The following is a 23,562-nucleotide window of genomic DNA, read 5'->3' as shown; positions in this document are numbered from 1 at the left end:
AGCGATTGCGCGCCGCCTGACCTCCAGTCCGGCCCGCCGGCTCAGCCCGCTCCGCAAGGGGCGGGCTTTTTCAGTCGTTGTCCCTAATCTTGAAGCGACTTGCCAAGCCGGCCTGCCAGATCCTGGATGAACTGCCAGGCGACGCGGCCCGACCGGCTGCCGCGCGTCGTCGCCCATTCCAGCGCCTCGGCGCGCAGCGTCTCGGGATTGATGGCAAGACCGTGATGGCTGATATAGCCGTCGATCATGTCGAGATACTCGTCCTGGGAGCATTTGTGGAAGCCGAGCCAGAGGCCGAAACGGTCGGACAGCGAAACCTTTTCCTCGACCGCCTCTGATGGGTTGATGGCCGTCGAGCGCTCATTGTCGATCATGTCGCGCGGCAGCAGATGCCGCCGGTTCGAGGTGGCATAGAAGATCACATTGGCTGGGCGGCCCTCGACGCCGCCCTCGAGCGCCGCCTTCAGCGACTTGTAGGACGTGTCGTCGTGGTCAAAGGACAGATCGTCGCAAAACAGGATGAAGCGGTAAGGTGCTGCCTTCAGCAAACTCATCAGCTTCGGCAGCGTGTCGATGTCCTCGCGGTGGATCTCGATGAGCTTGAGCGGCAGGTCCAGCTTTGCCGAGGCATTGACCGCCGCATGCACGGCCTTGACCAGCGAGGACTTGCCCATGCCGCGTGCGCCCCACAACAGCACGTTGTTGGCTGCGTAACCGGAGGCGAAACGCTCGGTGTTGTCGACCAGTATGTCGCGGACGCGGTCGACGCCGCGGATCAGGCCGATGTCGACGCGGTTGACCTTGAGCACCGGCTCCAGATAGCCGGGATCAGCCTGCCAGACGAAGCAATCGGCCTCGCCGAGATCGGTTTCCGGCACTGGCGGCGGAGCGAGGCGGGCGACCGCCTCGATCAGGCGGTCGAGCTTCTTGTTCAGGGCTTCAATGGTGCTGTCGCTCATATCTTGTCTTTTGTTTTTGCATTCAGGAAGGTGTGACAACGGGACCTATTTGATACCGGCGGTTTCGGAACCGGCTCCAACCTTTTGTTAGAGCATGATCTTTTCCGAAACCGCGCTCCATTTTTCGGGATCATGCTCTAACACGGCTCAACCAGCCGGAAAAGCAGCCGAAATGCCCGACCGCAGTTGCATTGGCAACTTTACCGACTATATTCCGGCCAAATTTCACGGGGCCGCCAAATTTCCCCAGGACGGTTGGCGGCTGTATTTCAAAATTCAGGAGTACCTCGATGTTCGTGACACCGGCATATGCCCAAGGCGTCGGCGCCTCCCCGGATATGTTCATCAGTATTTTGCCGTTTGTCCTGATTTTCGTGATCATGTATTTTCTGATTATCCGGCCGCAGCGCACGCAGTTGAAGAAGCGCGGCGAGATGCTGGCGGCGGTTCGCCGCGGCGACACGGTCATCACTGGCGGCGGTTTCGTCGGCAAGGTGACCAAGGTGATCGACGATAATGAGCTCGAGATCGATCTCGGCGGCGGCACCAAGGTAACGGCGCTGCGCTCGACGATTGCCGATGTGCGCGTCAAGGGCGAGCCGGTGGCGAACCAGAACGCCAAGAAATAGCCGAAATTTCTGGCAGAGCGGTCCGCGGAAACGCCCCTGACGGACGACGCCATTTGCTGTATTTTCGAACTTCAAGCCGACTCTGATCTGGCTGGCCACCCGGTCCAGGGCGCCAACGATCTCGTGATGCCATTGCGCGCCGGTCCCTTACCGGCAAGATTGACAATAGGCGAAGAAAGCCCGATGGCAGCACCAAAGTGAACTGCCTTGTGCTCGACAATCACCCATGTGCGGACCAAAGGCGAGCCGGTGGCGAACCAGAACGCCAAGAAATAACCCAATTCCAGGCGGAACGATCCGCCAGGATGCCCTGACGGACGACGCTATATGCTGTATTTCTCGCGCTTCAAGATGATCCTGATCTGGCTGGCCGTGGCCGCCACAGTGATCCTCGCGGCGCCCAATCTTTTTTCGGCAAGCACGCTCGCCAAGCTTCCCGACTGGGTGCCGAAGCGCCAGATGACGCTCGGCCTCGATCTGCAGGGCGGCTCGCATATCCTGCTCAGGATGGATCCGAACGATCTGATCAGGGATCGGCTGGAGACGACGCGCGACGAAATCAGGGAGCGGCTGCGCGACGCCAAGATCGGTTACACCGGCCTTGCCGGATCGGGCCGAGCCGTGCAGGTCCGCATCACCGATCCCGGTCAGGTCGAAGCCGCCAAGACGGCGCTGAAGACATTGACCGACCCGGTGGCCGCCGGCCTGTTCAGCGGGGGCTCCGTCCAGGAGATGTCGCTGGATGATTCCGAGCCCGGCCTGCTCAAATTTGCCTTCACCGACGCCGGCATCAAATACCGCACGTCGACGGCGCTGGCGCAGTCGCTCGAGGTCGTCGAGCGCCGCGTCAACGAACTCGGCACCACCGAGCCGATCGTGCAACGCCAAGGCGACGACCGCATTCTGGTCCAGGTGCCGGGGCTGCAGGATCCGCAACGGCTGAAGGACATTCTTGGCCAGACCGCCAAGCTGACCTTCCAGATGGTCGACCAGTCCATGCCGGTGCAGGACGCGCTCAACGGTCGACCGCCGGCGGGATCCTCGGTGTTGTATTCGCAGGATGATCCGCCGGTTCCGTATCTGATCGAGAACCGCGTCATCGTTTCGGGCGAAAATCTCGTCGATGCGCAGGCGACGTACAATTCCCAGACAAATGAGCCGGTGGTTTCGTTCACCTTCGATTCCAAGGGAGCGGCGCGCTTCGGCCAGGCGACCTCACAAAACGTCGGCAAGCTGTTCGCCATTATCCTCGACAATCAGGTGATTTCGGCGCCGCAGATCCGCGAACCGATCCTTGGCGGCAGCGGCCAAATCTCGGGGAATTTCACCGCTGAGAGCGCCAACGACCTCGCCGTACTGTTGCGTGCCGGCGCGCTACCGGCGACGCTGACGGTGATCGAAGAGCGCACAGTTGGGCCTGGGCTCGGCGAAGATTCCATTCACGCCGGCAAGGTCGCCGGCGTGGTCGGGTCGATTCTCGTCGTCGCCTTCATGTTCGTCGCCTACGGCTTCCTCGGCTTCCTCGCCAACCTTGCGCTGGCGGTGCATGTGGCGATGATCATCGGGCTGCTGTCGCTTCTGGGCGCGACGCTGACCTTGCCGGGCATTGCCGGTATCGTGCTGACCATCGGCATGGCGGTCGATTCCAACGTTCTCATCTACGAGCGCATCCGCGAGGAGCGAAGAGCCGGCCGCTCGGTCATCCAGGCGATCGACACCGGTTTCACCAAGGCTCTGGCGACCATCGTCGATTCCAACGTCACCGCGCTGATCGCGACGGTGGTGCTGTTCTGGATCGGCACGGGGCCGGTGAAGGGTTTTGCCATATCCTTCGCCATCGGCATTCTGACTACCGTCTTCACCGCCTTCACCTTCACCCGGTTGCTGGTGTCGATCTGGCTTCGCCGGGCGCGGCCGAAGGAATTGCCGCGGGCGCCGGTGACCTTCATTCCGCCCGGTACGAGAATTCCGTTCATGGGCATCCGCCGCTGGACGTTCGCTCTATCGAGCCTGCTATCGGTGCTGTCGGTCGTGCTGTTCATGACCATCGACATCAATTACGGCATCGACTTCAAGGGCGGCTCGCTGATCGAGGTGCAGGCCAAGACCGGCGACGCCGATCTTGCCGATATCCGCGGGAGGCTGACGGAACTCAACATCGGCGAAGTGCAGGTCCAGCAATTCGGCGAGCCGAACGACGTTTTGATCCGCGTCGGCACACAGGATGGCGGCGAGAATGCCGAGCAGACCGTCATCGACAAGGTGCGCGGCGAGCTGCAGGACCAGCATGATTTCCGCCGCGTCGAAGTGGTGGGGCCGACGGTTTCTGGCGAGCTCGCCAAGCAAGGCACGATCGCTATGCTGGTCGCGCTGCTTGGCATCCTGGCCTATGTTTGGTTCCGCTTCGAATGGCAGTTCGCGGTCGGCGCCATCATCGCGACGGTGCACGACATCGTCATGACCATCGGCTTCTTCGTCATCACCGGGCTCGAATTCAACCAATCGTCGCTGGCGGCGATACTCACCATCATCGGCTATTCGCTCAATGACACGATCGTCGTCTATGACCGTGTTCGCGAAGACCTACGAAAATACAAGAGAATGCCGCTGCCGGAATTGTTGAACAACGCCATCAACGAGACGCTGTCGAGAACGACGCTGACCGCGGTGACGACGATCCTGGCGCTTCTGGCGCTGGTACTGTTCGGCGGCGAGGTGATCCGTTCGTTCACGCTGGCGATGCTGTTCGGCGTCGTCTTCGGAACCTATTCGTCGATCTTTATCGCCGCCCCTCTGCTCATCCTGTTCAAGCTGCGGCCACAGGCCGCGGCGGCCGACGAGGAGAAGCGGGTGAGCGGCGGCAAAGCCGTGGCAACCTGACGATTGCTGCGCCCGTGGCAAAAGGCATCGTCATCCGCGAAGCGCATTACCCCGGCCGTGCACCGATCGAGGCCTACGGCAATGGCGGGTTCCGTTTCGCCGACATGTCGCATCGCGGCTCGCTTCTGTGTCTGCCGTCGGGCATCTATGGCTGGGAGCCGGCTGATCCCCTGGCACTGACGGCGGCGGATTTCGCCAAGCTGCTCAACGAGGCTGACGAGGTCGAGATCCTGCTGGTCGGCGCCGGTAAGGATCTCAGGCCGTTGCCGGCGTCGCTGCGTGCCGCGCTGAAGGCGGCGGGCATTGCGGCCGATTCGATGTCGACTGGTGCTGCCGTGCGGACCTACAATGTTCTTCTGGCGGAAAACCGTGCGGTGGCCGCCGCACTGATTGCCGTCGAGTGACGTGAGCGAGAACGCCAAAATCGTCATGGAAACGGTGCGAGCCGCCGACCATGACCGCTATGTTTGCGCGCTCTATGCGCCCGAGGACAAGCGTGACGCGCTTTTTTCGCTTTATGCCTTCAATGCCGAGATATCAGGCATCCGCGACCGTATCCGCGACCCGCTGCCGGGCGAGATGCGGCTGCAATGGTGGCGCGATGTCATCGCAGCCGAGGACGCCGGGGTAGGCACCGGCCATCCGGTTGCGGACGCGTTGACGGCCACGATTTCCGCCCACCGCCTGCCGAAATCTGCCTTCGAGAACATGCTCGAAGCCCGTATTTTCGATCTCTATGACGACCCTATGCCGTCGCGGACCGATCTGGAAGGCTATTGCGGCGAGACGGCGGCAGCGCTCATCCAGCTTGCGGCAATGGTGCTTGATCCGGTCGAAGCGCCGCGTTTCGCCGAACTTGCGGGCAGGGCAGGTTGTGCACAAGCGATGACCGGTCTTTTGCTGCTGCTGCCATTGCACCGCAAGCGCGGGCAGTGCTTTGTCCCGGCCGACATTCTGGCCGCGGCAGGGTCGTCGCCGAAGGAGTTCGTTGCGGGAAATGGCGGGCCTGGAGCGCAACGCGCTGTCGCCGCGATGATTGCACTCGCGCAGGAGCATTTGTCCGCTTTCGAGAAGGGTGCATCGATCTTGCCGGTTTCGCTGCGACCGGCATTTTTGCAGCTGGCCTTGTCGCGCGCCTATCTCGGCAAGATGGAAAGTTCTCGTCATTCACCCCTGAACGGGGTGGCGCGGCTCTCGGCCTGGCGCCGGCATTGGCTGCCGTTCCGGCGTGCGACGCGAGGCTGGCCGGACGCCTGAAGACTGCCAAATGTGAAGGAACCCAGAGAGGAACGGAAAGCCGGGACTGCCGCTTCGAGATCGGTAATAGCCTCTTCGCTAAGAACGACGGCGAGACGCTGTATCATCGTTGTCTCGCATGAGTTGCGAAATCCGGCTCGTTACCCTGTCGATTGCCTCTTCGAGCGGAACAGCCGGCCTTGTATCCTCGATCGATGCCTTCACGCGCGCTCTGATCGACGCCATGCGCTCGGCATGCTCTTCCTCTTCACGCTGGAAAGCGCGAAGTGCCGCGCGGATGACCTCGCTCGCCGATCCGAAGGAGCCGTCCTCGACTTTTTCGCGGATCATGCGCGCCATGGCGGGGGTGACGGTGACTGACAGTTTCTCGGCGGGCTCCATGGAATTGCTCCCCTGTGATGAAAGTAGGATACTATCCTGCTCTCCTGTCGACCGATCGACAAGAAAAGACAGGCGGACTATTCCGCGGCTTCCGTCGCCAATGATGCCAGCCCCAGCCATTCGCGGCAGTCGGCCAGCGCGCGTGACGTCACCGCACGCCGCTTGGCGACGGTCTTGTCCTTGCCGCGCAGGCGCTTTCCCTCGGCTTTCGGCACCTCCACCGGGGGAAACAGGCCGAAATTGATGTTCATCGGCTGGAAGGAGCGCTTTCCCGGCTCGTCGTCGGAAACGATGTGACCGCCGGTGATATGATTGAGCAGCGCGCCAAAGGCTGTGGTCATCGGCGGCAGCGCCGGCGCCTGGCCCAACCGCTCGGCGGCGGCAAAGCGCGCGGCAAGCAGGCCGATGGCGGCACTTTCGACATAGCCCTCGCAGCCGGTGATCTGGCCGGCGAAGCGCAGGCCGGGCCGCGATTTCAGCTGCAGTGAATGGTCAAGCAGCGTCGGCGAATTGATATAGGTGTTGCGGTGCAGGCCGCCGAGGCGGGCAAACTCGGCGTTTTCAAGGCCCGGGATGGTGCGGAACACGCGCACCTGCTCGGCGTGCTTCAGCTTGGTCTGAAAGCCGACCATGTTGTAGAGCGTGCCCAGCGCATTGTCCTGTCGAAGCTGCACGACGGCATAGGCCTTCACCGATGGATTGTGCGCATTGGTCAGCCCCATCGGCTTCATCGGTCCATGACGCAGCGTCTCCACGCCGCGCTCGGCCATAACCTCGATCGGCAGGCAGCCATCGAAATAGGGCGTGCCTTCCCATTGCTTGAATTCGGTCTTTTGGCCCTCCAGAAGCGCCCCTACGAAGGCGAGATATTGCTCCTTATCCATCGGACAGTTGATGTAGTCCTTGCCGGTGCCGCCAGGCCCGACCTTGTCGTAGCGTGACTGGAACCAGCAAACATCTATGTCGATCGTGTCGAAATGGACGATCGGCGCGATGGCATCGAAGAAGGCGAGCGCATCGGCGCCGGTCGCTTCCGCGATCGATTGGGCGAGCCCAGGTGAGGTCAGCGGGCCGGTGGCGATGATCGCCTGGTCCCAGTCCGCCGGCGGCAGGCCGGGCACTTCCTCGCGCTGGATGGCGATGAGCGGGTGCGCTTCGAGCTTTTTGGTCACCGCTTCGGAAAAGCCGTCGCGGTCGACGGCAAGCGCACCGCCGGCGGGCACCTGGTTGGCATCGCCGGCGCTCATGATCAGCGAACCGGCCAGTCGCATCTCAGCGTGCAGCAGGCCGACGGCATTGGTTTGCGCATCGTCGGAGCGGAAGGAATTGGAACAGACGAGCTCGGCCAGCCCATCCGTCTTGTGCGCATCGGTGCCGCGGACGGGACGCATTTCGTGCAGCACGACTGGAACGCCGGCTTCGGCCGCCTGCCAAGCGGCTTCGGAGCCGGCCAGGCCCCCGCCGATGACGTGAATGGGATTCTCGCTCATGAGCGCCGAAATAGTCGCTTGTAGCTGCGATTGCAATTGCCCGAGTAGCGGCGCTGTTGCCGCCAAGTGCTGCAATCGTCTACTGTCGGAGAATGGACGGGAGTCTCAGGATCTTTGCCAGAGCGACCTTTCTGACAGTCGTGATCGCTGTGGGAGGATCAGCGACCGCCGGCGAACTGGCCGCGACGGCTTCCAAGCGGATCCCCATATGCCACGGCTACAGTTGCAACTATCGCACGATGCTGGCGCTCGGCCCCGGTGACGGCGCGCGTTTCCGCTCTATCCTGCGTGCGGGTGCGGGTTCGCCCCCTGCCGAGCGCTCCGCTATTTCGAAGGCTGTTCGCTATTTCGAGCAGCGCATTTTCCGGGCCATCGGCATTCGCGATCTGCCGCAGTCGGAATTCGGTGCATCGCGCATCAGGGGCCAGATGGATTGTGTCGACGAATCGACCAATACGCATGCTCTGCTGGTCTATCTTGCCGAGCGAAAACTGCTCAGGTTTCACAAGGTCGAGGACAAGGCCTCGCGGGGCCTGTTTGTCGACGGGCGCTATCCCCATTGGACGGCGGTGATCAGCGACCGCGGGGGCACCGAATGGGTGGTGGATTCCTGGTATGCGCCGATGGGCGGCGCACCGGACATTTTTCCGCTGAGCCAGTGGAAGAAACGGGGCGTGCTGGAAAGCGGTGCGCTGGACTGACGGACAGGGGCGTCCCGCCAAGCGCCTCTCAGGCTGCTTCGACCCCGAAAAACAACAACACCCGCCGGGGGAGGAGGTCCGGCGGGTGTCGTTTTGCTGGCCGATCCTCGGGAGGAGGTGAAGATCGACCGTATTCGTCATCGCCGGGGAGGAGGTCGGCTTTGACGAAATTCCTTTCGCCTGATGAAGGGGGCGAAACCCCAGGACGAAACTCGTTTCGTCCTTTTAAACAGCGCCCGCCGCGGGAGGAGGTGCGGCGGGCGCCGTTTTTGTGGTCAACCCTCGGGAGGAGGTGAAGGCCGACCGTATCCGTCAGGGTCGGGGAGGAGGTCGACCCTGGCGAAATTCATTGGACTAGATCGCCTTGCGGGCGATGCTCTTGATCTCTTCGCGGACGATGCCGAGATCATGCAGCTGGCGGTTCGAAAGGCGACCCAGCTCAGTAACCGTCGAGCGATAAACGCGCCAGTTACGATAGTTGCGGATCAGGTTCATTGTCGTTCTCTTTTCAAGTCAAACTGGTTCGGACCATTTGCGGTCCGAAGAGGATTAGACCGCCTTGCGGGCGACGTAGTGGATGTCGCTGCGGCTGATGCCGAGGTCGGTCAGTTCGCGGGTGCTCAGGCGGCTCAGCTCGGAAACGGTGTCCCGGTAGCGGCGCCAGTTGCGGTAGTTGCGGATCAGGTTCATGGTATTTCTCGTTTCGTCTTTCTTTCGGATCATTCCGTCTTTGTGTACGACCTGAAGATAGGTGGGGGCATATCGATTTAAAAGCGCTATTGGTGCATAGCAGCAATGCAAATTGTGCAATGCACCATCACCGCCAAATCACGTCTTCGACACAGATAAACCCGAATCGGAAAATGCCGTGGCGTCAACGGTTTGGCCAGATCGGCTGAAAAAAGACCAAGCTGGGGGAGAAAGGCATGGCGAGCTATTCGTCACGCGTCAGGACCGATATCGCACGATGGCGGCAGGCTGGCCTGATCGACGCCTCGACGGCCGACGCGCTAACGCGCGACGTCGAGGCCAATGAGCGCAAATCACTGAGCTTCGGCTCGATCCTGGCGATGATGGCGGCGCTGCTTTTTGGTGCGGCCGTCCTGATCTTCGTCGCCGCCAACTGGGAGGCCATCCCGCGGCTGGCGCGGGTGGCAGCGCTCTTCGCCATCATCCTCGCCGGCTATGTCGGCGGCGCCGTGCTGAAGACACGCGACCATGCTGCAATCGGCGAGGCACTCTGGATCATCGCCGCGGCGGCGTTCGGCGGATCGATCGCGCTGATCGGCCAGATGTATCATTTGTCCGGCGACGAAACATCGGCCTTGATCACCTGGGGCGCTGGCACAGCCTTGGCGGCGGTTGCGCTGCGCTCGAACCCGCTGACCGTCGCTTCTGTTTGCATTGCCGACGCATGGCTGTTCCTGAAGGGCTTCGATTATTTCAGTCGCACGGAAATCCCGCATTTCTTCATCGTCATGGCGCTGGTGCTGTTTGCCATTTCATTCTGGACGCGCAGCCAGGCGGCGCGCCACCTGATCATCCTGTCGGTCCTCTTCTATCTCGTGCTGTTGTTTGCGGAATACGAAACGCTGCAGGTCGCTGTGCCGCTCGTCGTCGTGTCGGTGCTGCTTTTCTCGGCTGCGATCTTCGCTGCCGAGCCCGTCGACTGGATCGTGCAGCTGGGCGGCCGTCTGCCCTTGCACGCACTGATCGGGTTTCTTACCGGCCTGGCGATGATCCAGTTCGAACTTGCCGGTGAGAGCAACAACAGCGGCTTTGCCATTGCCTCGGCTGTTGCGCTTGCCGGCATTGTCGCGGCAATCATGCTGGGCGGACGCGACAGCAGGGGCTTGCGCTGGGTTGCCTATGCCGGCTTCGCCTTCGAACTCACCATCATCTATGTGGTGACGTTGCAGTCGATGCTCGACACGGCAGGCTTCTTCCTGGCGGCAGCTGTGCTTCTCGGCATCCTTGCCTTTGTGATCCTCCGCGTGGAAAAGCGCATGAGGGCCCCGAGCGTGGAAGGAGCGGCGGCATGATGACCGGTAAAAGGCTGATCATTTCGGCGGTGGTGCTGGCGCTCGTCCAGATCGGCTTCCTGAGCTGGATCATCGCTGGTCGGGCGGCGATCCTGCGCGACGGCAAGCAAGTGCTGCTTAGGGTCGAACCGATCGATCCGCGCGATCTGCTGCGCGGCGACTTCATTCGCCTTGGCTACGATATTTCGCGCATACCGGTGAAGCTGATCGCCAACATTCCGGCCGGTAAGCTGACGAGCGACGATACGCCGATCGTCGTCAGGCTGAAGCAGGGCGCCGACGGCTATTGGGGCGCAACCACGGCCTGGTTCGGGCAAGCGCCGGTGCCGGCAGCATCCGACGAAGCCGATATCGTCGGGCATGTGGCTGCGGGGTGGGAACTCAGCGCAGCAACGACGATCGCGCCGGATTACGGCATCGAGCGCTTTTATCTGCCGGAAGGCGAGGGGATGGCGATCCAGAACGACATGCGGGTTCGGCCATTCGGCATCCGCGTCGCAATCGCGGCCAACGGCACCGCGCAGATCAAGGCGCTGATGGACGGCGACAAGACGCTGTTCGATGAACCGCTTTATTAGAATTGGCCCCGATTAATGCATGTCGCGCAAAAGTGTGCAGCGGTTTTGCGATAACGACATGCATAAAAACAACAACCCAAAGCGCGTCGCATGAGGCCGGTCAAACGCGACGCGCTTTAGAATTGGGAAAGCGTGGCCGGCTCGGACAGCATCAAACATGACAATTATCCTGACGACGCGAGAAGACATAAATCTCAGCTCCGTTTTCCGCGTCGCCTGGAAAAAAGACACGGTGCAAATCAGTGGCGAGGCCCTGCAGCGCCGGAGGAGCCGCGCGCTCGGTGACATGCAGTGCCTGCGAGGCGACCACAGCCAGCATCGCCATCGCGGCATCGAGGCAGCGGCCGGAGCGTGCCTCCTTCGTCCAGGCTAGGAACACCGTCGTCGCGACATCGTCCTGGCCCGCGCCGGCCGATTCCGTTCCCGGGATAAAGGTGCGTTGGGCCGCGAGTTTCGCCTGCTCCAGATAGCCCGTGATCGCCATCGGCACATAGCCGTCATTGCCGTGACCGTCGCTGTCGCTCCAGTCCCTCCCCATCAAAAGCAGATCGGGCAAGAGCGAGACCTTGCCGTTCAGAAGCTTCGAGGCGTGGCGGTCGCACAAGAGGCAGACATCGGCCCAGATTGCTGCCAGATCGTCCAGGGCGGGTGTTGCCATGGCATTGTGATAGCCGCCGGTGCTGATGCAGCGCCCGAGCGGATGCCCGTCGTCAGGCGGGATGTAGACCGGGTTGTCCGATACCGAAGCGAGCGACACGGTGGCCGCGCGCTTGGCGCAGGACAACGCGCGATGCGCGTGTCCGAGGATGCGAGGGACGATGCGGTAGCTGACCGGCGCCTGATAATTGCGGCGCTTCAGTCCTTCCTCGCAGATATCAGAAGCATCGTGCCGCCCGTCGGTGACGATCGTGTGCTGGGGCCGCCCGGTGCCGGCGCCGGCAAGAAGCTCCCTCAATCCGCGCAGGGCCACCGCTTCGTGTTCATCGCCCCAAAGCGCATCGAGCGCCGGGTCGTAATGTTCGAGCGGCGCGCGAAACGCCTCGATCGAAAGCGCAAAGACTTTTTCGGCAAGGTGAACGCGGCGACGAGCCGCCAAGGCCGCGTCGGCCACGAGCGCGGCAGCGCAAGGCGAACCGTTGATCAGGGAGCCTCGTTCCTTGACTTCCAGGTCGAAGCGCGTCGAAAGCTCCGCAAACAGCGGATAGAGCGCGAAGATTTCACCGGCACCGCCCTGACCGGAGGATGGCACCATGGACATCGGTCCGCCGTCCAGCATCGCGGCGACGGCGAGCGCCATGCGCGGTGTCGTCGCGGCATGTCCTTCGAGGAAATTCGCCAGTCGGGCGAGCACGATCGCCCTTACCACGCGATCTGGCAAAGGCTCGCCGAACGATGTGGCGGCTGCGAACGCCTTGATACGCGCATGGCGACCCCGCTCGCCAAGTTCGAGCTGCCTGCTCGCCAGTTCTCCCATAGCGGTGGTTACGCCATAGATGACCGGTACAGGGTCGGTCTCGATATGACGCAGGAACGATGCGCGACACTCTGCGATGCGTGAACTTGCGACTTTGACCGGGTGGTTCACCCGCCAGGTCTTTGAGGAGTAGGCGGCTGGAGTTTCGCGATGCCCAATGGTGGCTACGACCAGAACGGCCCCAGGATGAACACGGCCATTAGGGCGACAAAAAGCATAGCGACGATCACGGCGCCCCACATGAGGACCTTTCCGGTGCCGCGTTGCTCTTCCTCGCGAGGTAGGTCTTTCGCCATTTGCACGGCCCTTTTGTGAAGGTCCATGACTTAGCAACGTGGCTCGCCGAGGCTGGTTCCCGGCAGCCATCTTGAGCAGGTCAGCTTTCAGAAGGGCCGATTGATGCCCTCCCGAACAACGCGCCATCTAGAGACGCCAGCGTTTCCAGGCTTTCTGGTGAAAAACTTGGTGCGGATGAAGGGACTCGAACCCCCACGCCTTTCGGCACTGGAACCTAAATCCAGGGCGTCTACCAATTCCGCCACATCCGCGTCGCCCGGCAATCCCATGTAGTCATCATTCTGTCAATGTCGCGGTCAAAATAGGGCCGTTCGCCGGCGCATGATCCCGAAAATCGAAAATCGATTTTCGGAAAGGATCACGCGCCAAAATGAAGGTGCTACAGCGTCTTTTGCGCGTCCAAGAGGACGCGCGGCGCTGTAGATGCGAAGATAGTTGAAAATTAGCCGGGCCTGTGACAAAAGGCGTGTCGAATGTGACGGGATGCGACGATCCGCTTCTGCAGAATGTGATAAGAAGTAGGAAAAACAAAGACTTATTCACATTTTGGAGCGTATTTCTGAAGGATTTGAGCCGCGTTGGGCGGGCAGATCGCCAAGTCCCGCACCAAAAGCCATTCCCGGCAAGATAATCCCGGCAGGCTGTAAACGGCAGGAGCCGTTTGGCTGCTCATTGGTGGAAACAAAGGTTCTATGATGCAGGTCACCGAAACGCTCAACTCCGGTCTCAAACGCGAGATCAAGATCACCGTGCCGGCGGGTGACATGGAAGCCAAACTGATGGCGCGGCTGTCCGATGCCAGGAACAAGGTCCGCATCAACGGCTTCCGCCCCGGCAAGGTGCCGGTGCAGCACCTGCGCAAGGTCTACGGCAAGTCGTTCATGGCCGAAGTGGTCAACGAGATACTCAACGATTCGACCCGTTCGATCATTACCGGGCGCGGCGAAAAGGCCGCCATGCAGCCCGAAGTGATCATGACCGAGGATGAGAAGGAGGCCGAGAAGATCCTTGCCGGCGGTGCCGACTTCGAGTTCCGCCTGAACTACGAGATCATTCCGCCCATCGAGATCAAGGATTTCTCCGACATCAAGGTGACGCGTCAGGTGTTCGACGTGCCGGATTCCGAGATCGACGAGCAGGTCCAGCGTGTCGCCGAATCGGCGCGTACCTACGAGCCGAAGACCGGCAAGGCGGCCGAAGGCGACCGCGTGACGATCGACTATGTCGGCAAGATCGACGGCGAAGCCTTCAGCGGCGGCGCCGGCACGGACCAGCCGCTGGTGCTCGGCTCCAAGGAATTCATTCCTGGCTTCGAGGATCAGCTCATCGGCAGCGAGGCCGGTGACGAGACGCAGGTCACGGTCACGTTCCCGGAAAACTACCAGGCGGCGCATCTGGCAGGCAAGGAAGCCACCTTCGACGTCACCGTCAAGGAAGTGTCCAAGCCCGGTGCGTTGGAAATCAACGACGAAATGGCCAAGAATCTCGGCCTGGAGTCGCTGGAGCGCCTGCGTGAGGTGGTGCGCGGCCAGATCGAGAACCAGTTCGGTTCGATGACGCGCCAGAAGATCAAGCGGCAGCTGCTCGACCAGCTCGACGCCGCCTACTCGTTCGAGGCACCGTCGAAGCTTGTCGAGGCCGAATTCAACAACATCTGGAACCAGGTCAACCGCGATCTGGAAGCCGCCGGCCGCACCTTCGCCGACGAGGAGACGACGGAAGAAGAGGCACGCGCCGAATATATGCGGCTTGCCGAGCGCCGCGTGCGCCTCGGCCTGGTTCTCGCGGAAATCGGCGAGAAGGCCGGTGTCACCGTGTCGGACGAGGAACTGCAGCGTGGCTTGCTCGAGCAGGTGCGCCGCTATCCGGCCAACCAGCAGCAGGAAGCCTTCGAATTCTACCGCAGCAATCCCGAAGCATTAAACACGCTGCGCGCGCCGATGTTCGAGGAGAAGGTGGTCGACCATCTGCTCAGCCAGATTTCGGTCACCGACGTCAAGGTCAGCAAGGAAGAGCTGATGGCCGACGACGAGGACACCGAGACGGCCAAGGCAAAGCCGGCGAAGAAAGCCGCTGCGAAAAAGGCCGACGCCAAGAAGGCCGACGATGCGGAAGAGCCCAAGAAGAAGGCCGCGCCGAAGAAGAAAGCCGCCAAGGACGCCGAATAACACGGCATTCTGCTGGCTGTGAAAGGGCCGCCCACGAGGCGGCCTTTTCGTTGCTGCCGACGTCGCAAAGCCCCGCCGCCCTAGTCGCGAGGCAATTGATTGACAAGGATCCGCATCACCGTCACTCGCTTGGGCAGTTCAATGAGAAACTCTTCGTCACGCGGCAGGTGGTGGATCTTGTGCGGGTCGCCGCCGGTGAAGCTTGCCATGGCTTCGACGTCAGGCCAGTACGAGATCGTCACGAACTCTGTTTCTTCTTCGCGATTTTCGCGAAACAACTGGACGCCAAGTGCCTTCTCCTGAAGCGGCGGAATGCCTTCGCGGCGTAGATAGGGCTCGTAAGCGTCTGCCAGATCACGGCGTGTCCTTCCCCGCCAGATCCGGGCGATTGTGGCGTTGTCGATCATGGAGTGCGCTCCTCTCGATGGGTCCTGATGGGGATGGGGCAGCGATGGCGGAATCCGCTGCGGTGTTGCGCGGGCGATTAATGCAGGACCTCGCCGAGAAACCGTCGCACCAACGGCAGGGCGACCTCGAAATGGGTTTCCAGAAGCCAGTGTCCTGCGTCGTTCAGCAAATGCAGCTCGGCCTCGAGGAGATCGCGCAGATAGGCGCGCGCTGCCGGCTCGGGCATGTATTCGTCCTTCGGCCCCCAAAGGATCATTGCCGGCGGCCGCTGTTCGCGCAGGTATGCCTGGTAACGAGGGAACCAGTCGAGGTTAGCCTTGAGCTTTTCCATCAGTCCGACTGAAAGCGCCCGGCGCACAGGTGTATCCATCAGCGGCCAATGCAATTTCCACAGATCGGGCGGCACACGTTGGGCGACGTCGTCATCGACTTCGCCCACGAACTCGGCGCGAAAGCCGTCCTCGCTCACCGCCTTTTCGAGCGGCGCGCGGTTCGCCGGTGAAGGATCCCGCCAAAAGCGCCGGATCGTTTCGTATTTAGGGCCAAGCGCATCCGAGTAGATGTCGCCATTCTGGATGATGAGGGCCTTGATCCGCGACGGATGCGCTATGGCGTGGCGCAGGCCGATCTGGGAGCCATAGTCGTGCAGCCACAGCGCGTAGCTGCCGAGCTCCAGCGCGTCGGTGAACCGCTCCAGGAAAGTTGCATAGGCGTCAAAATCATAGCCGAACCGTGCCGGATCTGGGGTCCCACTATAGCCGAAGCCAGGGAAATCCGGCGCGACCGTCCGCCACCGATCGGCGAGCGCCGGCATCAGCCGGCGATACTGGAAGGATGAGCAGGGATAGCCATGCGGAAGCAGCAACACCGGCGCGGTTTCAGGACCTGCTTCTCTGTAAAAGACCGTGTCGCCATCGATCGTGCGGGTGCCGTGGCGCACCTCCAGGACGCTCCTGTCGTTCATGGACGCTTCTCTGATCTTTGATCTCGTGGACGCTGAACCGTAGCTGGTCTAACGCCTTTGCCCGGTATGCGTTCCGATTGCGCTCGACGCCGATCGAGCTGCCTCATCACTTCGGGGCAATCTATCTGCCCGCCGGATTCTGTGGTATGCAGATGCCGCAATTCCATGCGGGAGACGCGGATATTCCGCTCTGTCGTGCAAGGGGCGCATGCCGTGTCGGCATGCGCAGATCGTCCAAGGCAGACTTGGCGATCGGGGAGGGAATGCCATGCGTGCAATCGCGTTTTTCGCCGTCGTGTCCGTTGCGACGTCTATCACGAGCCAATCTCAGGCACAGGATGCCGCCGCGGGTGAGAAGGTCTTCGCCAAATGCAAGGCCTGCCACGTCGTCGACGAGGACAAGAACAAGATCGGTCCGTCGTTGAGCGGCGTTATCGGCCGGACGGCCGGCACGCATCCGGGGTTCAAATATTCCAAGCCCATGACCGAGGCGGGTAAATCCGGCGTCAAATGGGACGAAGCCACGCTGACGGCCTATCTTCGCGACCCGAAGGCCATGATCAAGGGTACGAAGATGGCGTTTCCCGGTCTCAAGAAGGACGAGGATCTCGCCAACGTCATCGCCTATCTGAAGCAATTCTCCAAATGACCCGGTTCTTCCGCCAGGAAGTAACCCGGCTCTTCCGCCGGCCGATGGCGCGGCCGGATTGCCTGTCCCCATCGGTGGTCGCCTGAAATGTCGGCTCGGGAAAGCGGCCTCAAGGATACCGGTATCCAGATATCTGAAGCGACGGTCAGTGATTTCTTCGCGCTTCTGAAACCACGCGTCATGGCGCTTGCTGTTTTTACCGCCTTCGTCGGCCTGATGGTGGCGCCTGGGGCGATGAATCCGGTCATCGCCGTGATTGCAATTGGTGCAATTGCGGTTGGAGCGGGAGCGGCCGGGGCACTCAACATGTGGTACGATGCCGATATCGATGCGCTGATGTCGCGCACATCAAAGCGGCCGGTCCCGTCAGGCCGGATCATGCCAGGCGAAGCTCTCGGCTTCGGCCTGGTGCTTTCCGTCCTTTCGATCATGACGCTCGGCGTGCTGGTGGGGTGGCTTGCCGCCTCGCTGCTGGCCTTCACCATATTCTTCTACGTCGTCATCTACACGATATGGCTGAAACGCTCGACGCCGCAGAATATCGTCATAGGCGGCGCCGCAGGCGCCCTTCCTCCTGTCATCGGGTGGGCGGCGGCCACCGGCGCCGTTGGGGCTGAAAGTCTCATCCTGTTTTTGATCATTTTCCTCTGGACGCCGCCGCATTTCTGGGCACTCGCGCTGTTCAAGATCGGCGACTATGCTGCTGCCGGCATTCCCATGATGCCGAACGTGGCCGGCCAGGCTTCGACCAGAAAACAAATCTTCGTCTATTCACTGATCCTGGCACCAATCGGCGTGCTCCCTTGGGTTTTTGGATTCGCGAGCGGATTGTACGGGCTCGTTTCGGCCGCATTGGGCGCGGGTTTCATCTGGCATGCCTGGAAGCTTCTGATCGACAAAAGGTGTGTTGAAGGGTGGGAGATGAAACGCGCAAAGGCGCTGTTTGCCTATTCGATTTTCTATCTTTTCGCGATCTTTGCCGTGCTGCTTGCCGATACCATTGCAATGCGTGTCGTCATGTCAGCCGGAAATTGACGGCATGACCTGCCTCGTGGCTGCATCGAAACCTGATGTTCTCGGATCGCTTGCCGGGGTGAGAATCGGCAATTGCTGAACGAGGTCCGCCCCGAACCTGCTCAAACCTCACATTGGCACTGCGCAGAACCCCAGCAACAGCAGAATAACTACGCCAAGGCCGAGCATGAGAACGGTCTTTCCATCCATGACCTTCACCCTTCAACCCAGCTTGGAGAATATCGAAGAAAGGCCGTTAGAGCTAGCTGGATCACCGGAGCCGTCCCCTCAGACAAAGGACGGCGACAAATCCCATGCAAGAGCGTATGTTGGCCATGGTGCAGGTCGCGGTTTTGCGTGGCCAGTTACGCTGAACGGCAGCACCGTGAAATCGCGACCTTACCGGACCTGGTCTGGAGGAATGGTCATGGCAAGTTTTCACGTGATTGCAGGCGCCAGCGAGACGCTGGAGCACATCAGAATTCGAAAGATCGGCGTTTCCGACCTTTTCGACGCGCTCAAGCGTGGCGTCGACGATTTTATGGTCAAACCGTCGCATATCGTTTTCCTCTGTCTGATCTATCCGCTTGTCGGCGTCGTGCTCGCTGTCTGGACGTCGGGCAACAATGCGCTGCCGCTGTTGTTTCCGCTGGTGTCAGGTTTTGCGCTGATCGGTCCGTTCGCGGCGATCGGCCTCTATGAGATCAGCCGGCGACGGGAGGCCGGGCTCGACGCCTCCTGGAGCCACGCTTTCGGGGTCAGGAATTCTCCGGCGCTGCCCGCCATCGCGGCGGTCGGGATCATGCTGCTTGCGATCTTCATCGCCTGGCTTTTGACCGCGCAGATATTTTACCAGCAGGTGTTCGGCCCGGCCCCGCCGGAATCGCTCTCCAGCTTCATCAGTGAAATATTCGCCACCGGACGCGGCTGGACGCTGATTATCCTTGGCCACGCCATCGGCTTCGTCTTCGCCGCGGTCGTGTTGTGCACCACGGTTGTCGCGTTCCCGTTGTTGCTCGACCGCGACGTCGGCGCCTATGAAGCCATCCACACCTCGGTGCGCGTGGTCCTGGCGAACCCGATCGTGATGGCTGTGTGGGGCCTGATTGTCGCCGTCGCCTTGATCATAGGCTCGCTGCCGGTGTTCGCCGGGTTGGCTGTCGTGCTGCCGATCCTCGGTCACGCCACCTGGCACGTCTATCGCAAAGTTGTGGAATCGCCGTCTTCCACCAAACCGGCGAGCTGAAAAAATCCTGCCTTGCCGCACCGGCGAGCGCGCCCGGTCGGCAAGGCTGAGCCTTTAGTAAGCTGGGTAGCTAAAGCGGGCTTGCTGTGCGTCGCTGGTCAGGTTGCGGAAATCCTTGCCGCTGACATGCACGAGCGTCCTGTGGTCACCGCCCTCGAAATAGATGTCGGCGGCATTGCCGAGGCTTTCATCCAGAATCACCGGCACATCGTAGGCCGCGCCGATCGGCGGGATGGCGCCAGTGTCGCAATCCTCGAAGAGCGAAACCACCTCGTCTTCGGAGGCGAGTCCGATACGCTGGTCCATTACGTCCTGCAATGTGCCCAGCTCGATCCTGTGCGTGCTGGGCACCACGGCCAGCGCATAGCCACCGTCGTGGTGAACCACCACCGATTTGGCCATTATGCTGCCGGGCACATGCGCCGCTATGGCGGACTGCCTGCTTGTCGAAGTGCGGTGGTGCTCGACGGTGTCGTAGGAAACTCCTTTCTCGTCGATAAAGTCCTTCAGTCTGTTTGCGATCGTCATCTTGAGCCTCCCTCGCTGGAGTTCGCGACGCATATGGAAACGAGGGCAATCATTTTGCTTCTGTCGTTTCCCCTACCAAAAATGGTCCAGTTGTCGATTGTTTCAAGGCACACAGAAGCGGCCCGCAAATAGCGCTTCCTGCTCTTGACAGGAAACGCCGTCGACAAACCCTCTACCCGGATTGCACGTCAGGGCTCAGCCCCAAAAAACAGCGTCCGGGTGAGAAGCGTGTATTCTGATTCGAAGGCCATCATTGCCACGAACACCAGCACCAGTATCGGCGGCAATATGATCGCATATGTCAGCGCCAGCCGTTCCCAGGCCATATGCATGAAGACCGCGACGATCAGCCCAGCCTTGAGCATCATGAAGATCAGGATCAGCGACCATCTGAGATAGCCCTGAAGGCCGACATAATCGACCAGATAGGAGCAGGCGCTGAGGATGAACAGCCATGCCCAGACCACCAGATAGAGCTTGATCGGGTGCTCCTGATGAACCTCGGCAGGGGCGATGCCTGCTGCTGCCGCATCATGCGCTTGAGTTCCGTGCAGCGTATGTTGCCCCAGACCGTTTGCGGTTGCTTCAGCCATATCTGCCTCTCACCAAAGCCATGTCTGCCTCTCACCAAAGATAGAAGAATGCGAAAATGAACACCCAGACCAGGTCGACGAAATGCCAGTAGAGCCCCATGATCTCGACATGCTCGTAGCGGCCCCTGCGGCTGGTGAAGAAACCGGGCCGCCCGGTTTCGTAATCGCCGCGCCAGACCTTTCGCGCCACGATGATCAGGAAGATCACCCCGAACGTCACATGGGTGCCGTGAAAGCCGGTGATCATGAAGAAGGATGATCCGAACTGCGCCGCACCCCACGGATTGCCCCAGGGCCGTACCCCCTCGGAGATCAGCTTGGTCCATTCGAAGGCCTGCATGCCGACGAAAGTCGCGCCGAGTGCTGCGGTCAAAAGCATGAGGATCGCCGTCTTGCGGCGGTCGTGGCGATAGCCGAAATTCACCGCCATGGCCATCGTTCCGCTGCTCGAGATCAGCACGAAGGTCATGATGGCGATAAGGATCAGTGGAATATTCGAGCCGCCAATGTGAAGGGCAAAGACCTCGCTCGGATTGGGCCACGGCACTCGGGTAGACATGCGGGCGGTCATGTAGGAGAGCAGGAAGCAGCCGAAGACGAAGGTGTCGCTGAGCAGGAAGATCCACATCATGGCCTTGCCCCAGGACACGTTCTTGAACGCGCGCTGATCCGAGGACCAGTCGGCGGCGACGCCTTGCAAGCCCGCCGGCCGCGGCTGTGTTTGGCCGATATGCGTCAGTGTCGTGTCTGCCATCCGCCCGGCCCTCCTAGGTCAGCAACTGTCGGCAAATCTCGATAAAAGTCGCGGCCCAGCCGGCCAGAAGCGCGAAGATGGCGAGCCAGACGAAAAGCAGGAAATGCCAGTACATGGCGCACAATTCGACGCTGAGGCGAAGCCGCTCCGGCGGCGTTCCGTTCCAGGCGCCGGCAGTTGTTCTGCTCAGTCCCACCAGCCCGCCCAGTATGTGCAGGCCATGCATCCCGGTTATCAGGTAGAAAAAACTGTTGGCTGGATTGGCGGTCAGCAAGTAGCCGTCGGCGGTCAGTTCCCGCCATGCCACAAGCTGTCCGATCAGGAAGGCAAGCGCGGTGAGACCCGCCGTGACGAGGCCGAGCCTGACCGTGTCGATCTGGCCCCGGCGCGCAGCGACCGAGGCGCATTGCAGCGCGATGCTGCTCAGGACCAGCACGCCGGTGTTGAACCAGAGCACGCGCGGCAGCGGCAGCGCCTGCCAGTCCGACAGCGCCATGCGCATGAAATAAGCGCTGGTGAACAGCGCGAACAGGCAGCCGACGACAGCGAGGAAGACGCCAAGGCCGATCTTGGCGGTCGGCAGCGCCGAGCCTTCCATGCCGACAAGGTCCCCGATCACACCTTGCTCAAGCCATGGCTTGGCCATCAGCCGCTGATGGGAAAGCCACCATCCGGCAAAGCCGGCGATCACAGCCAAGAAGACCAGGATGACGCTCATGCCGGCTCCTTGGAGGTACCGAAGGTGCCCGGCATGTTTTGCGGGATAAAGTCCTCCTTGGCTCCCGGCACGCTGTAGTCATAGGCCCAGCGATAGACGATCGGCAGTTCCTTGCCGAAATTGCCATGGGCGGGCGGTGTTTGCGGCGTCTGCCATTCGAGTGTCGTGGCGCGCCACGGATTGCCGCCGGCCTCCCGGCCGTGGCGGATGCTCCAGATCAGATTGAACAGGAACACGACCTGGGCGAAGCCGACGAGGAACGCCATGATGCTGATGAACGCGTTCAGATCGTGGGCCGACTCGGTCATCACCGTCGTGGCGGTCAGTTCGTGGTAGCGGCGCGGCACGCCCATCAGGCCGATGTAGTGCATGGGAAAGAAAATCAGATAGGCACCGAGGAAGGTGACCCAGAAATGGAACTGGCCCATTGCCTCGTTCAGCATCCGGCCGGTGACCTTCGGGTACCAGTGATAGATCGCCCCGAAGATCACCATGATCGGGGCGACGCCCATGACCATGTGGAAATGGGCAACGACGAACATCGTGTCCGACAGCGGGACGTCGACGACGACGTTGCCGAGAAAAAGCCCCGTCAGCCCGCCATTGACGAAGGTCACGATGAAGGCCAGGGCAAAAAGCATCGGTATGGTGAGGTGGATGTCGCCGCGCCACAGCGTCAGCACCCAATTGTAGACCTTGATCGCAGTCGGGACGGCAATGATCAAAGTCGTGGTGGCGAAGAAGAAGCCGAAATAGGGATGCATGCCGCTGACATACATGTGGTGCGCCCAGACCACGAAGCTCAACGCGCCGATGCCGACGATGGCCCAGACCATCATGCGGTAGCCGAAGATGTTCTTGCGCGCATGGGTGCTGATCAGGTCGGATACGATGCCGAAGGCCGGGAGCGCCACGATGTAGACCTCGGGGTGGCCGAAGAACCAGAACAGATGCTGGAACAGGATCGGGCTGCCGCCGCCGTGCTGCAACTGTTCACCCATCTCGACGATGGCCGGCATGAAGAAGCTGGTGCCGAGCGCACGGTCGAACAGCATCATCACGCAGGCGACAAACAGCGCCGGGAAGGCGAGCAGCGCCATGACCGTGGCGGTGAAGATACCCCAGACAGTCAACGGCAGGCGCATCAGCGTCATGCCGCGTGTGCGGGCCTGCAGCACCGTCACGACGTAGTTCAAGCCGCCCATGGTGAAGCCGATGATGAACAGGATCAGCGAGACGAGCATCAGGATGATACCCCAGTCCTGGCCGCCTGGTGTGCCGGTCATGATCGCCTGCGGCGGGTAGAGCGTCCAGCCGGCACCGGTCGGTCCGCCGGGCGCAAAGAAGCTCGACACCAAAACCAGCACGGCAAGCAGGTAAATCCAGTAGCTCAGCATGTTGACATAGGGAAAGACCATGTCCCGCGCGCCGACCATCAGTGGGATCAGGTAGTTGCCGAAGCCACCCAGGAAGAGTGCCGTGAGCAGATAGATCACCATGATCATGCCGTGCATTGTGATGAACTGGTAGTAGGCTTCGGGGCTGATGAAATCGAACGTGCCGGGGAAGCCGAGCTGCAGCCGCATCAACCAGGACAGCACCAGCGCCACCAGGCCGATTGCCGTGGCCGTCGCCGAATACTGAATGGCGATGACTTTGGCGTCCTGCGAGAAGACGTATTTTGTCCACCAGCTGTGCGGGTGGTAGAGTTCCATCTCCGCGACTTCGGCCGGCGGTACCGCATCCGCAGGTGTGACATCGACCATAAGAACACTCCGTGCCCTTTTCGGCCAGACTCGACAGTTTCGAGTCCTGCCGCAATTTCAAACCAC

General features: G+C 61.2%; 25 protein-coding genes and 1 tRNA gene. 11 read left to right on the top strand and 15 right to left on the bottom strand.

The features are described 5' to 3' along the window. Positions 1-83 precede the first annotated feature (83 nt). Positions 84-959, bottom strand: a complete 876-nt coding sequence (locus NKH36_RS21290) for an ATP-binding protein (protein ID WP_352963502.1) — start codon at positions 957-959, stop codon at positions 84-86. A gap of 290 nt (positions 960-1,249) precedes the next feature. On the opposite strand from NKH36_RS21290, the gene yajC reads away from it, so the two are divergent. From yajC to NKH36_RS21270, 4 genes are all read left to right on the top strand, one after another. Then, entirely contained in the window at positions 1,250-1,588 is a 339-nt protein-coding gene (yajC, locus tag NKH36_RS21285; protein WP_352954379.1) for a preprotein translocase subunit YajC, read from the top strand. Between the two features lie 327 nt (positions 1,589-1,915). Continuing rightward, the gene (gene secDF, locus NKH36_RS21280) at positions 1,916-4,468 is read left to right on the top strand and encodes a protein translocase subunit SecDF (RefSeq protein ID WP_352963498.1); all 2,553 of its coding nucleotides are present in this window, start codon (positions 1,916-1,918) and stop codon (positions 4,466-4,468) included. A gap of 14 nt (positions 4,469-4,482) precedes the next feature. After that, a complete protein-coding gene (locus tag NKH36_RS21275) occupies positions 4,483-4,872 on the top strand; it encodes an Mth938-like domain-containing protein (RefSeq protein WP_352963495.1) in 390 nt (129 codons plus the stop codon). Position 4,873: 1 nt separating this feature from the next. Beyond that, positions 4,874-5,725 (top strand): phytoene/squalene synthase family protein, encoded by an 852-nt coding sequence (locus tag NKH36_RS21270; RefSeq protein ID WP_352963492.1) that lies wholly within the window; start codon positions 4,874-4,876, stop codon positions 5,723-5,725. Positions 5,726-5,803: 78 nt separating this feature from the next. On the opposite strand, the gene NKH36_RS21265 is transcribed toward NKH36_RS21270, so the two are convergent. After that, positions 5,804-6,106 carry a type II toxin-antitoxin system ParD family antitoxin gene (locus tag NKH36_RS21265; protein WP_352963489.1) on the bottom strand — a complete coding sequence of 101 codons (303 nt, stop codon included), beginning with the start codon at positions 6,104-6,106 and terminating at the stop codon, positions 5,804-5,806. A 77-nt stretch (positions 6,107-6,183) separates the two neighbouring features. Further along, the gene (gene trmFO, locus NKH36_RS21260; protein ID WP_352963486.1) at positions 6,184-7,596 is read right to left on the bottom strand and encodes a methylenetetrahydrofolate--tRNA-(uracil(54)-C(5))-methyltransferase (FADH(2)-oxidizing) TrmFO; all 1,413 of its coding nucleotides are present in this window, start codon (positions 7,594-7,596) and stop codon (positions 6,184-6,186) included. 92 nt (positions 7,597-7,688) lie between these two features. Here trmFO and NKH36_RS21255 point away from each other — a divergent pair, with 92 nt between their 5' ends. Next, positions 7,689-8,297 carry a hypothetical protein gene (locus NKH36_RS21255; RefSeq protein WP_352963483.1) on the top strand — a complete coding sequence of 203 codons (609 nt, stop codon included), beginning with the start codon at positions 7,689-7,691 and terminating at the stop codon, positions 8,295-8,297. Between the two features lie 354 nt (positions 8,298-8,651). Here NKH36_RS21255 and NKH36_RS21250 read toward each other — a convergent pair whose 3' ends face one another. Further along, complete coding sequence (locus NKH36_RS21250) at positions 8,652-8,792, bottom strand: DUF1127 domain-containing protein (protein ID WP_023802557.1); 141 nt, start codon at positions 8,790-8,792, stop codon at positions 8,652-8,654. A 54-nt stretch (positions 8,793-8,846) separates the two neighbouring features. Next, positions 8,847-8,987, bottom strand: a complete 141-nt coding sequence (locus NKH36_RS21245) for a DUF1127 domain-containing protein (RefSeq protein ID WP_091596947.1) — start codon at positions 8,985-8,987, stop codon at positions 8,847-8,849. A 236-nt stretch (positions 8,988-9,223) separates the two neighbouring features. On the opposite strand from NKH36_RS21245, the gene NKH36_RS21240 reads away from it, so the two are divergent. After that, complete coding sequence (locus tag NKH36_RS21240) at positions 9,224-10,339, top strand: DUF2157 domain-containing protein (RefSeq protein WP_352963479.1); 1,116 nt, start codon at positions 9,224-9,226, stop codon at positions 10,337-10,339. Beyond that, complete coding sequence (locus tag NKH36_RS21235; protein WP_352963476.1) at positions 10,336-10,917, top strand: GDYXXLXY domain-containing protein; 582 nt, start codon at positions 10,336-10,338, stop codon at positions 10,915-10,917. Before NKH36_RS21240 ends, NKH36_RS21235 begins: the two co-directional genes overlap by 4 nt. 151 nt (positions 10,918-11,068) lie before the next feature. Here the strand turns inward: NKH36_RS21235 and NKH36_RS21230 are convergent, their stop codons facing one another. From NKH36_RS21230 to NKH36_RS21220, 3 genes are all read right to left on the bottom strand, one after another. Continuing rightward, the gene (locus NKH36_RS21230) at positions 11,069-12,502 is read right to left on the bottom strand and encodes an aromatic amino acid lyase (protein ID WP_352963474.1); all 1,434 of its coding nucleotides are present in this window, start codon (positions 12,500-12,502) and stop codon (positions 11,069-11,071) included. 53 nt (positions 12,503-12,555) lie between these two features. Continuing rightward, entirely contained in the window at positions 12,556-12,687 is a 132-nt protein-coding gene (locus NKH36_RS21225; protein WP_352963472.1) for a hypothetical protein, read from the bottom strand. Between the two features lie 167 nt (positions 12,688-12,854). Then, positions 12,855-12,939, bottom strand: a tRNA-Leu gene (locus NKH36_RS21220). A gap of 444 nt (positions 12,940-13,383) precedes the next feature. On the opposite strand from NKH36_RS21220, the gene tig reads away from it, so the two are divergent. Next, the gene (gene tig / locus NKH36_RS21215) at positions 13,384-14,856 is read left to right on the top strand and encodes a trigger factor (RefSeq protein WP_352963564.1); all 1,473 of its coding nucleotides are present in this window, start codon (positions 13,384-13,386) and stop codon (positions 14,854-14,856) included. An 80-nt stretch (positions 14,857-14,936) separates the two neighbouring features. Here the strand turns inward: tig and NKH36_RS21210 are convergent, their stop codons facing one another. Next, a complete protein-coding gene (locus NKH36_RS21210; protein WP_352963470.1) occupies positions 14,937-15,263 on the bottom strand; it encodes an antibiotic biosynthesis monooxygenase family protein in 327 nt (108 codons plus the stop codon). Positions 15,264-15,340: 77 nt separating this feature from the next. Next, positions 15,341-16,228 (bottom strand): alpha/beta fold hydrolase, encoded by an 888-nt coding sequence (locus NKH36_RS21205; RefSeq protein WP_352963467.1) that lies wholly within the window; start codon positions 16,226-16,228, stop codon positions 15,341-15,343. A gap of 268 nt (positions 16,229-16,496) precedes the next feature. On the opposite strand from NKH36_RS21205, the gene NKH36_RS21200 reads away from it, so the two are divergent. The 3 genes from NKH36_RS21200 (at position 16,497) to NKH36_RS21190 (ending at position 19,137) form a co-directional block, all read left to right on the top strand. Next, positions 16,497-16,877, top strand: a complete 381-nt coding sequence (locus NKH36_RS21200) for a c-type cytochrome (protein WP_352961937.1) — start codon at positions 16,497-16,499, stop codon at positions 16,875-16,877. 87 nt (positions 16,878-16,964) lie between these two features. After that, positions 16,965-17,912: a heme o synthase gene (locus NKH36_RS21195; protein WP_352964334.1), complete on the top strand. Its 948-nt coding sequence runs from the start codon at positions 16,965-16,967 to the stop codon at positions 17,910-17,912. A gap of 406 nt (positions 17,913-18,318) precedes the next feature. Then, positions 18,319-19,137, top strand: a complete 819-nt coding sequence (locus NKH36_RS21190; RefSeq protein ID WP_352964332.1) for a DUF2189 domain-containing protein — start codon at positions 18,319-18,321, stop codon at positions 19,135-19,137. A gap of 54 nt (positions 19,138-19,191) precedes the next feature. Here NKH36_RS21190 and NKH36_RS21185 read toward each other — a convergent pair whose 3' ends face one another. From NKH36_RS21185 to ctaD, 5 genes are all read right to left on the bottom strand, one after another. Next, complete coding sequence (locus NKH36_RS21185) at positions 19,192-19,665, bottom strand: aminoacyl-tRNA deacylase (RefSeq protein ID WP_352964329.1); 474 nt, start codon at positions 19,663-19,665, stop codon at positions 19,192-19,194. A 188-nt stretch (positions 19,666-19,853) separates the two neighbouring features. Beyond that, positions 19,854-20,258: a cytochrome C oxidase subunit IV family protein gene (locus NKH36_RS21180; protein WP_352954364.1), complete on the bottom strand. Its 405-nt coding sequence runs from the start codon at positions 20,256-20,258 to the stop codon at positions 19,854-19,856. Between the two features lie 31 nt (positions 20,259-20,289). Beyond that, the gene (locus NKH36_RS21175; RefSeq protein ID WP_352954363.1) at positions 20,290-21,012 is read right to left on the bottom strand and encodes a heme-copper oxidase subunit III family protein; all 723 of its coding nucleotides are present in this window, start codon (positions 21,010-21,012) and stop codon (positions 20,290-20,292) included. A gap of 13 nt (positions 21,013-21,025) precedes the next feature. After that, positions 21,026-21,730, bottom strand: coding sequence for a cytochrome c oxidase subunit 3 (locus NKH36_RS21170; protein WP_352964326.1), 705 nt, complete (start codon positions 21,728-21,730; stop codon positions 21,026-21,028). Beyond that, positions 21,727-23,496: a cytochrome c oxidase subunit I gene (gene ctaD, locus NKH36_RS21165; protein WP_352964323.1), complete on the bottom strand. Its 1,770-nt coding sequence runs from the start codon at positions 23,494-23,496 to the stop codon at positions 21,727-21,729. Before ctaD ends, NKH36_RS21170 begins: the two co-directional genes overlap by 4 nt. Positions 23,497-23,562: the final 66 nt, after the last annotated feature.

Origin of the sequence: Mesorhizobium sp. M1312, from assembly GCF_040318115.1 — a bacterium.
GTDB lineage: Bacteria > Pseudomonadota > Alphaproteobacteria > Rhizobiales > Rhizobiaceae > Mesorhizobium.
The sequence above is the reverse complement of the archived record's forward strand: the minus strand, read 5'-3'. Positions and strand labels throughout refer to the sequence as shown.

What these genes read in the sequence shown, in the direction of transcription:
- NKH36_RS21290 (WP_352963502.1), bottom strand. Translation starts at nt 959, where the DNA reads ATGAGCGACAGCACCATTGAAGCCCTGAACAAGAAGCTCGACCGCCTG.
- yajC (WP_352954379.1), top strand. Translation starts at nt 1,250, where the DNA reads ATGTTCGTGACACCGGCATATGCCCAAGGCGTCGGCGCCTCCCCGGAT.
- secDF (WP_352963498.1), top strand. Translation starts at nt 1,916, where the DNA reads ATGCTGTATTTCTCGCGCTTCAAGATGATCCTGATCTGGCTGGCCGTG.
- NKH36_RS21265 (WP_352963489.1), bottom strand. Translation starts at nt 6,106, where the DNA reads ATGGAGCCCGCCGAGAAACTGTCAGTCACCGTCACCCCCGCCATGGCG.
- trmFO (WP_352963486.1), bottom strand. Translation starts at nt 7,596, where the DNA reads ATGAGCGAGAATCCCATTCACGTCATCGGCGGGGGCCTGGCCGGCTCC.
- NKH36_RS21255 (WP_352963483.1), top strand. Translation starts at nt 7,689, where the DNA reads ATGGACGGGAGTCTCAGGATCTTTGCCAGAGCGACCTTTCTGACAGTC.
- NKH36_RS21250 (WP_023802557.1), bottom strand. Translation starts at nt 8,792, where the DNA reads ATGAACCTGATCCGCAACTATCGTAACTGGCGCGTTTATCGCTCGACG.
- NKH36_RS21245 (WP_091596947.1), bottom strand. Translation starts at nt 8,987, where the DNA reads ATGAACCTGATCCGCAACTACCGCAACTGGCGCCGCTACCGGGACACC.
- NKH36_RS21240 (WP_352963479.1), top strand. Translation starts at nt 9,224, where the DNA reads ATGGCGAGCTATTCGTCACGCGTCAGGACCGATATCGCACGATGGCGG.
- NKH36_RS21235 (WP_352963476.1), top strand. Translation starts at nt 10,336, where the DNA reads ATGATGACCGGTAAAAGGCTGATCATTTCGGCGGTGGTGCTGGCGCTC.
- NKH36_RS21225 (WP_352963472.1), bottom strand. Translation starts at nt 12,687, where the DNA reads ATGGCGAAAGACCTACCTCGCGAGGAAGAGCAACGCGGCACCGGAAAG.
- tig (WP_352963564.1), top strand. Translation starts at nt 13,384, where the DNA reads ATGCAGGTCACCGAAACGCTCAACTCCGGTCTCAAACGCGAGATCAAG.
- NKH36_RS21210 (WP_352963470.1), bottom strand. Translation starts at nt 15,263, where the DNA reads ATGATCGACAACGCCACAATCGCCCGGATCTGGCGGGGAAGGACACGC.
- NKH36_RS21205 (WP_352963467.1), bottom strand. Translation starts at nt 16,228, where the DNA reads ATGAACGACAGGAGCGTCCTGGAGGTGCGCCACGGCACCCGCACGATC.
- NKH36_RS21200 (WP_352961937.1), top strand. Translation starts at nt 16,497, where the DNA reads ATGCGTGCAATCGCGTTTTTCGCCGTCGTGTCCGTTGCGACGTCTATC.
- NKH36_RS21195 (WP_352964334.1), top strand. Translation starts at nt 16,965, where the DNA reads ATGTCGGCTCGGGAAAGCGGCCTCAAGGATACCGGTATCCAGATATCT.
- NKH36_RS21190 (WP_352964332.1), top strand. Translation starts at nt 18,319, where the DNA reads ATGGCAAGTTTTCACGTGATTGCAGGCGCCAGCGAGACGCTGGAGCAC.
- NKH36_RS21185 (WP_352964329.1), bottom strand. Translation starts at nt 19,665, where the DNA reads ATGACGATCGCAAACAGACTGAAGGACTTTATCGACGAGAAAGGAGTT.
- NKH36_RS21180 (WP_352954364.1), bottom strand. Translation starts at nt 20,258, where the DNA reads ATGGCTGAAGCAACCGCAAACGGTCTGGGGCAACATACGCTGCACGGA.
- NKH36_RS21175 (WP_352954363.1), bottom strand. Translation starts at nt 21,012, where the DNA reads ATGGCAGACACGACACTGACGCATATCGGCCAAACACAGCCGCGGCCG.
- NKH36_RS21170 (WP_352964326.1), bottom strand. Translation starts at nt 21,730, where the DNA reads ATGAGCGTCATCCTGGTCTTCTTGGCTGTGATCGCCGGCTTTGCCGGA.
- ctaD (WP_352964323.1), bottom strand. Translation starts at nt 23,496, where the DNA reads ATGGTCGATGTCACACCTGCGGATGCGGTACCGCCGGCCGAAGTCGCG.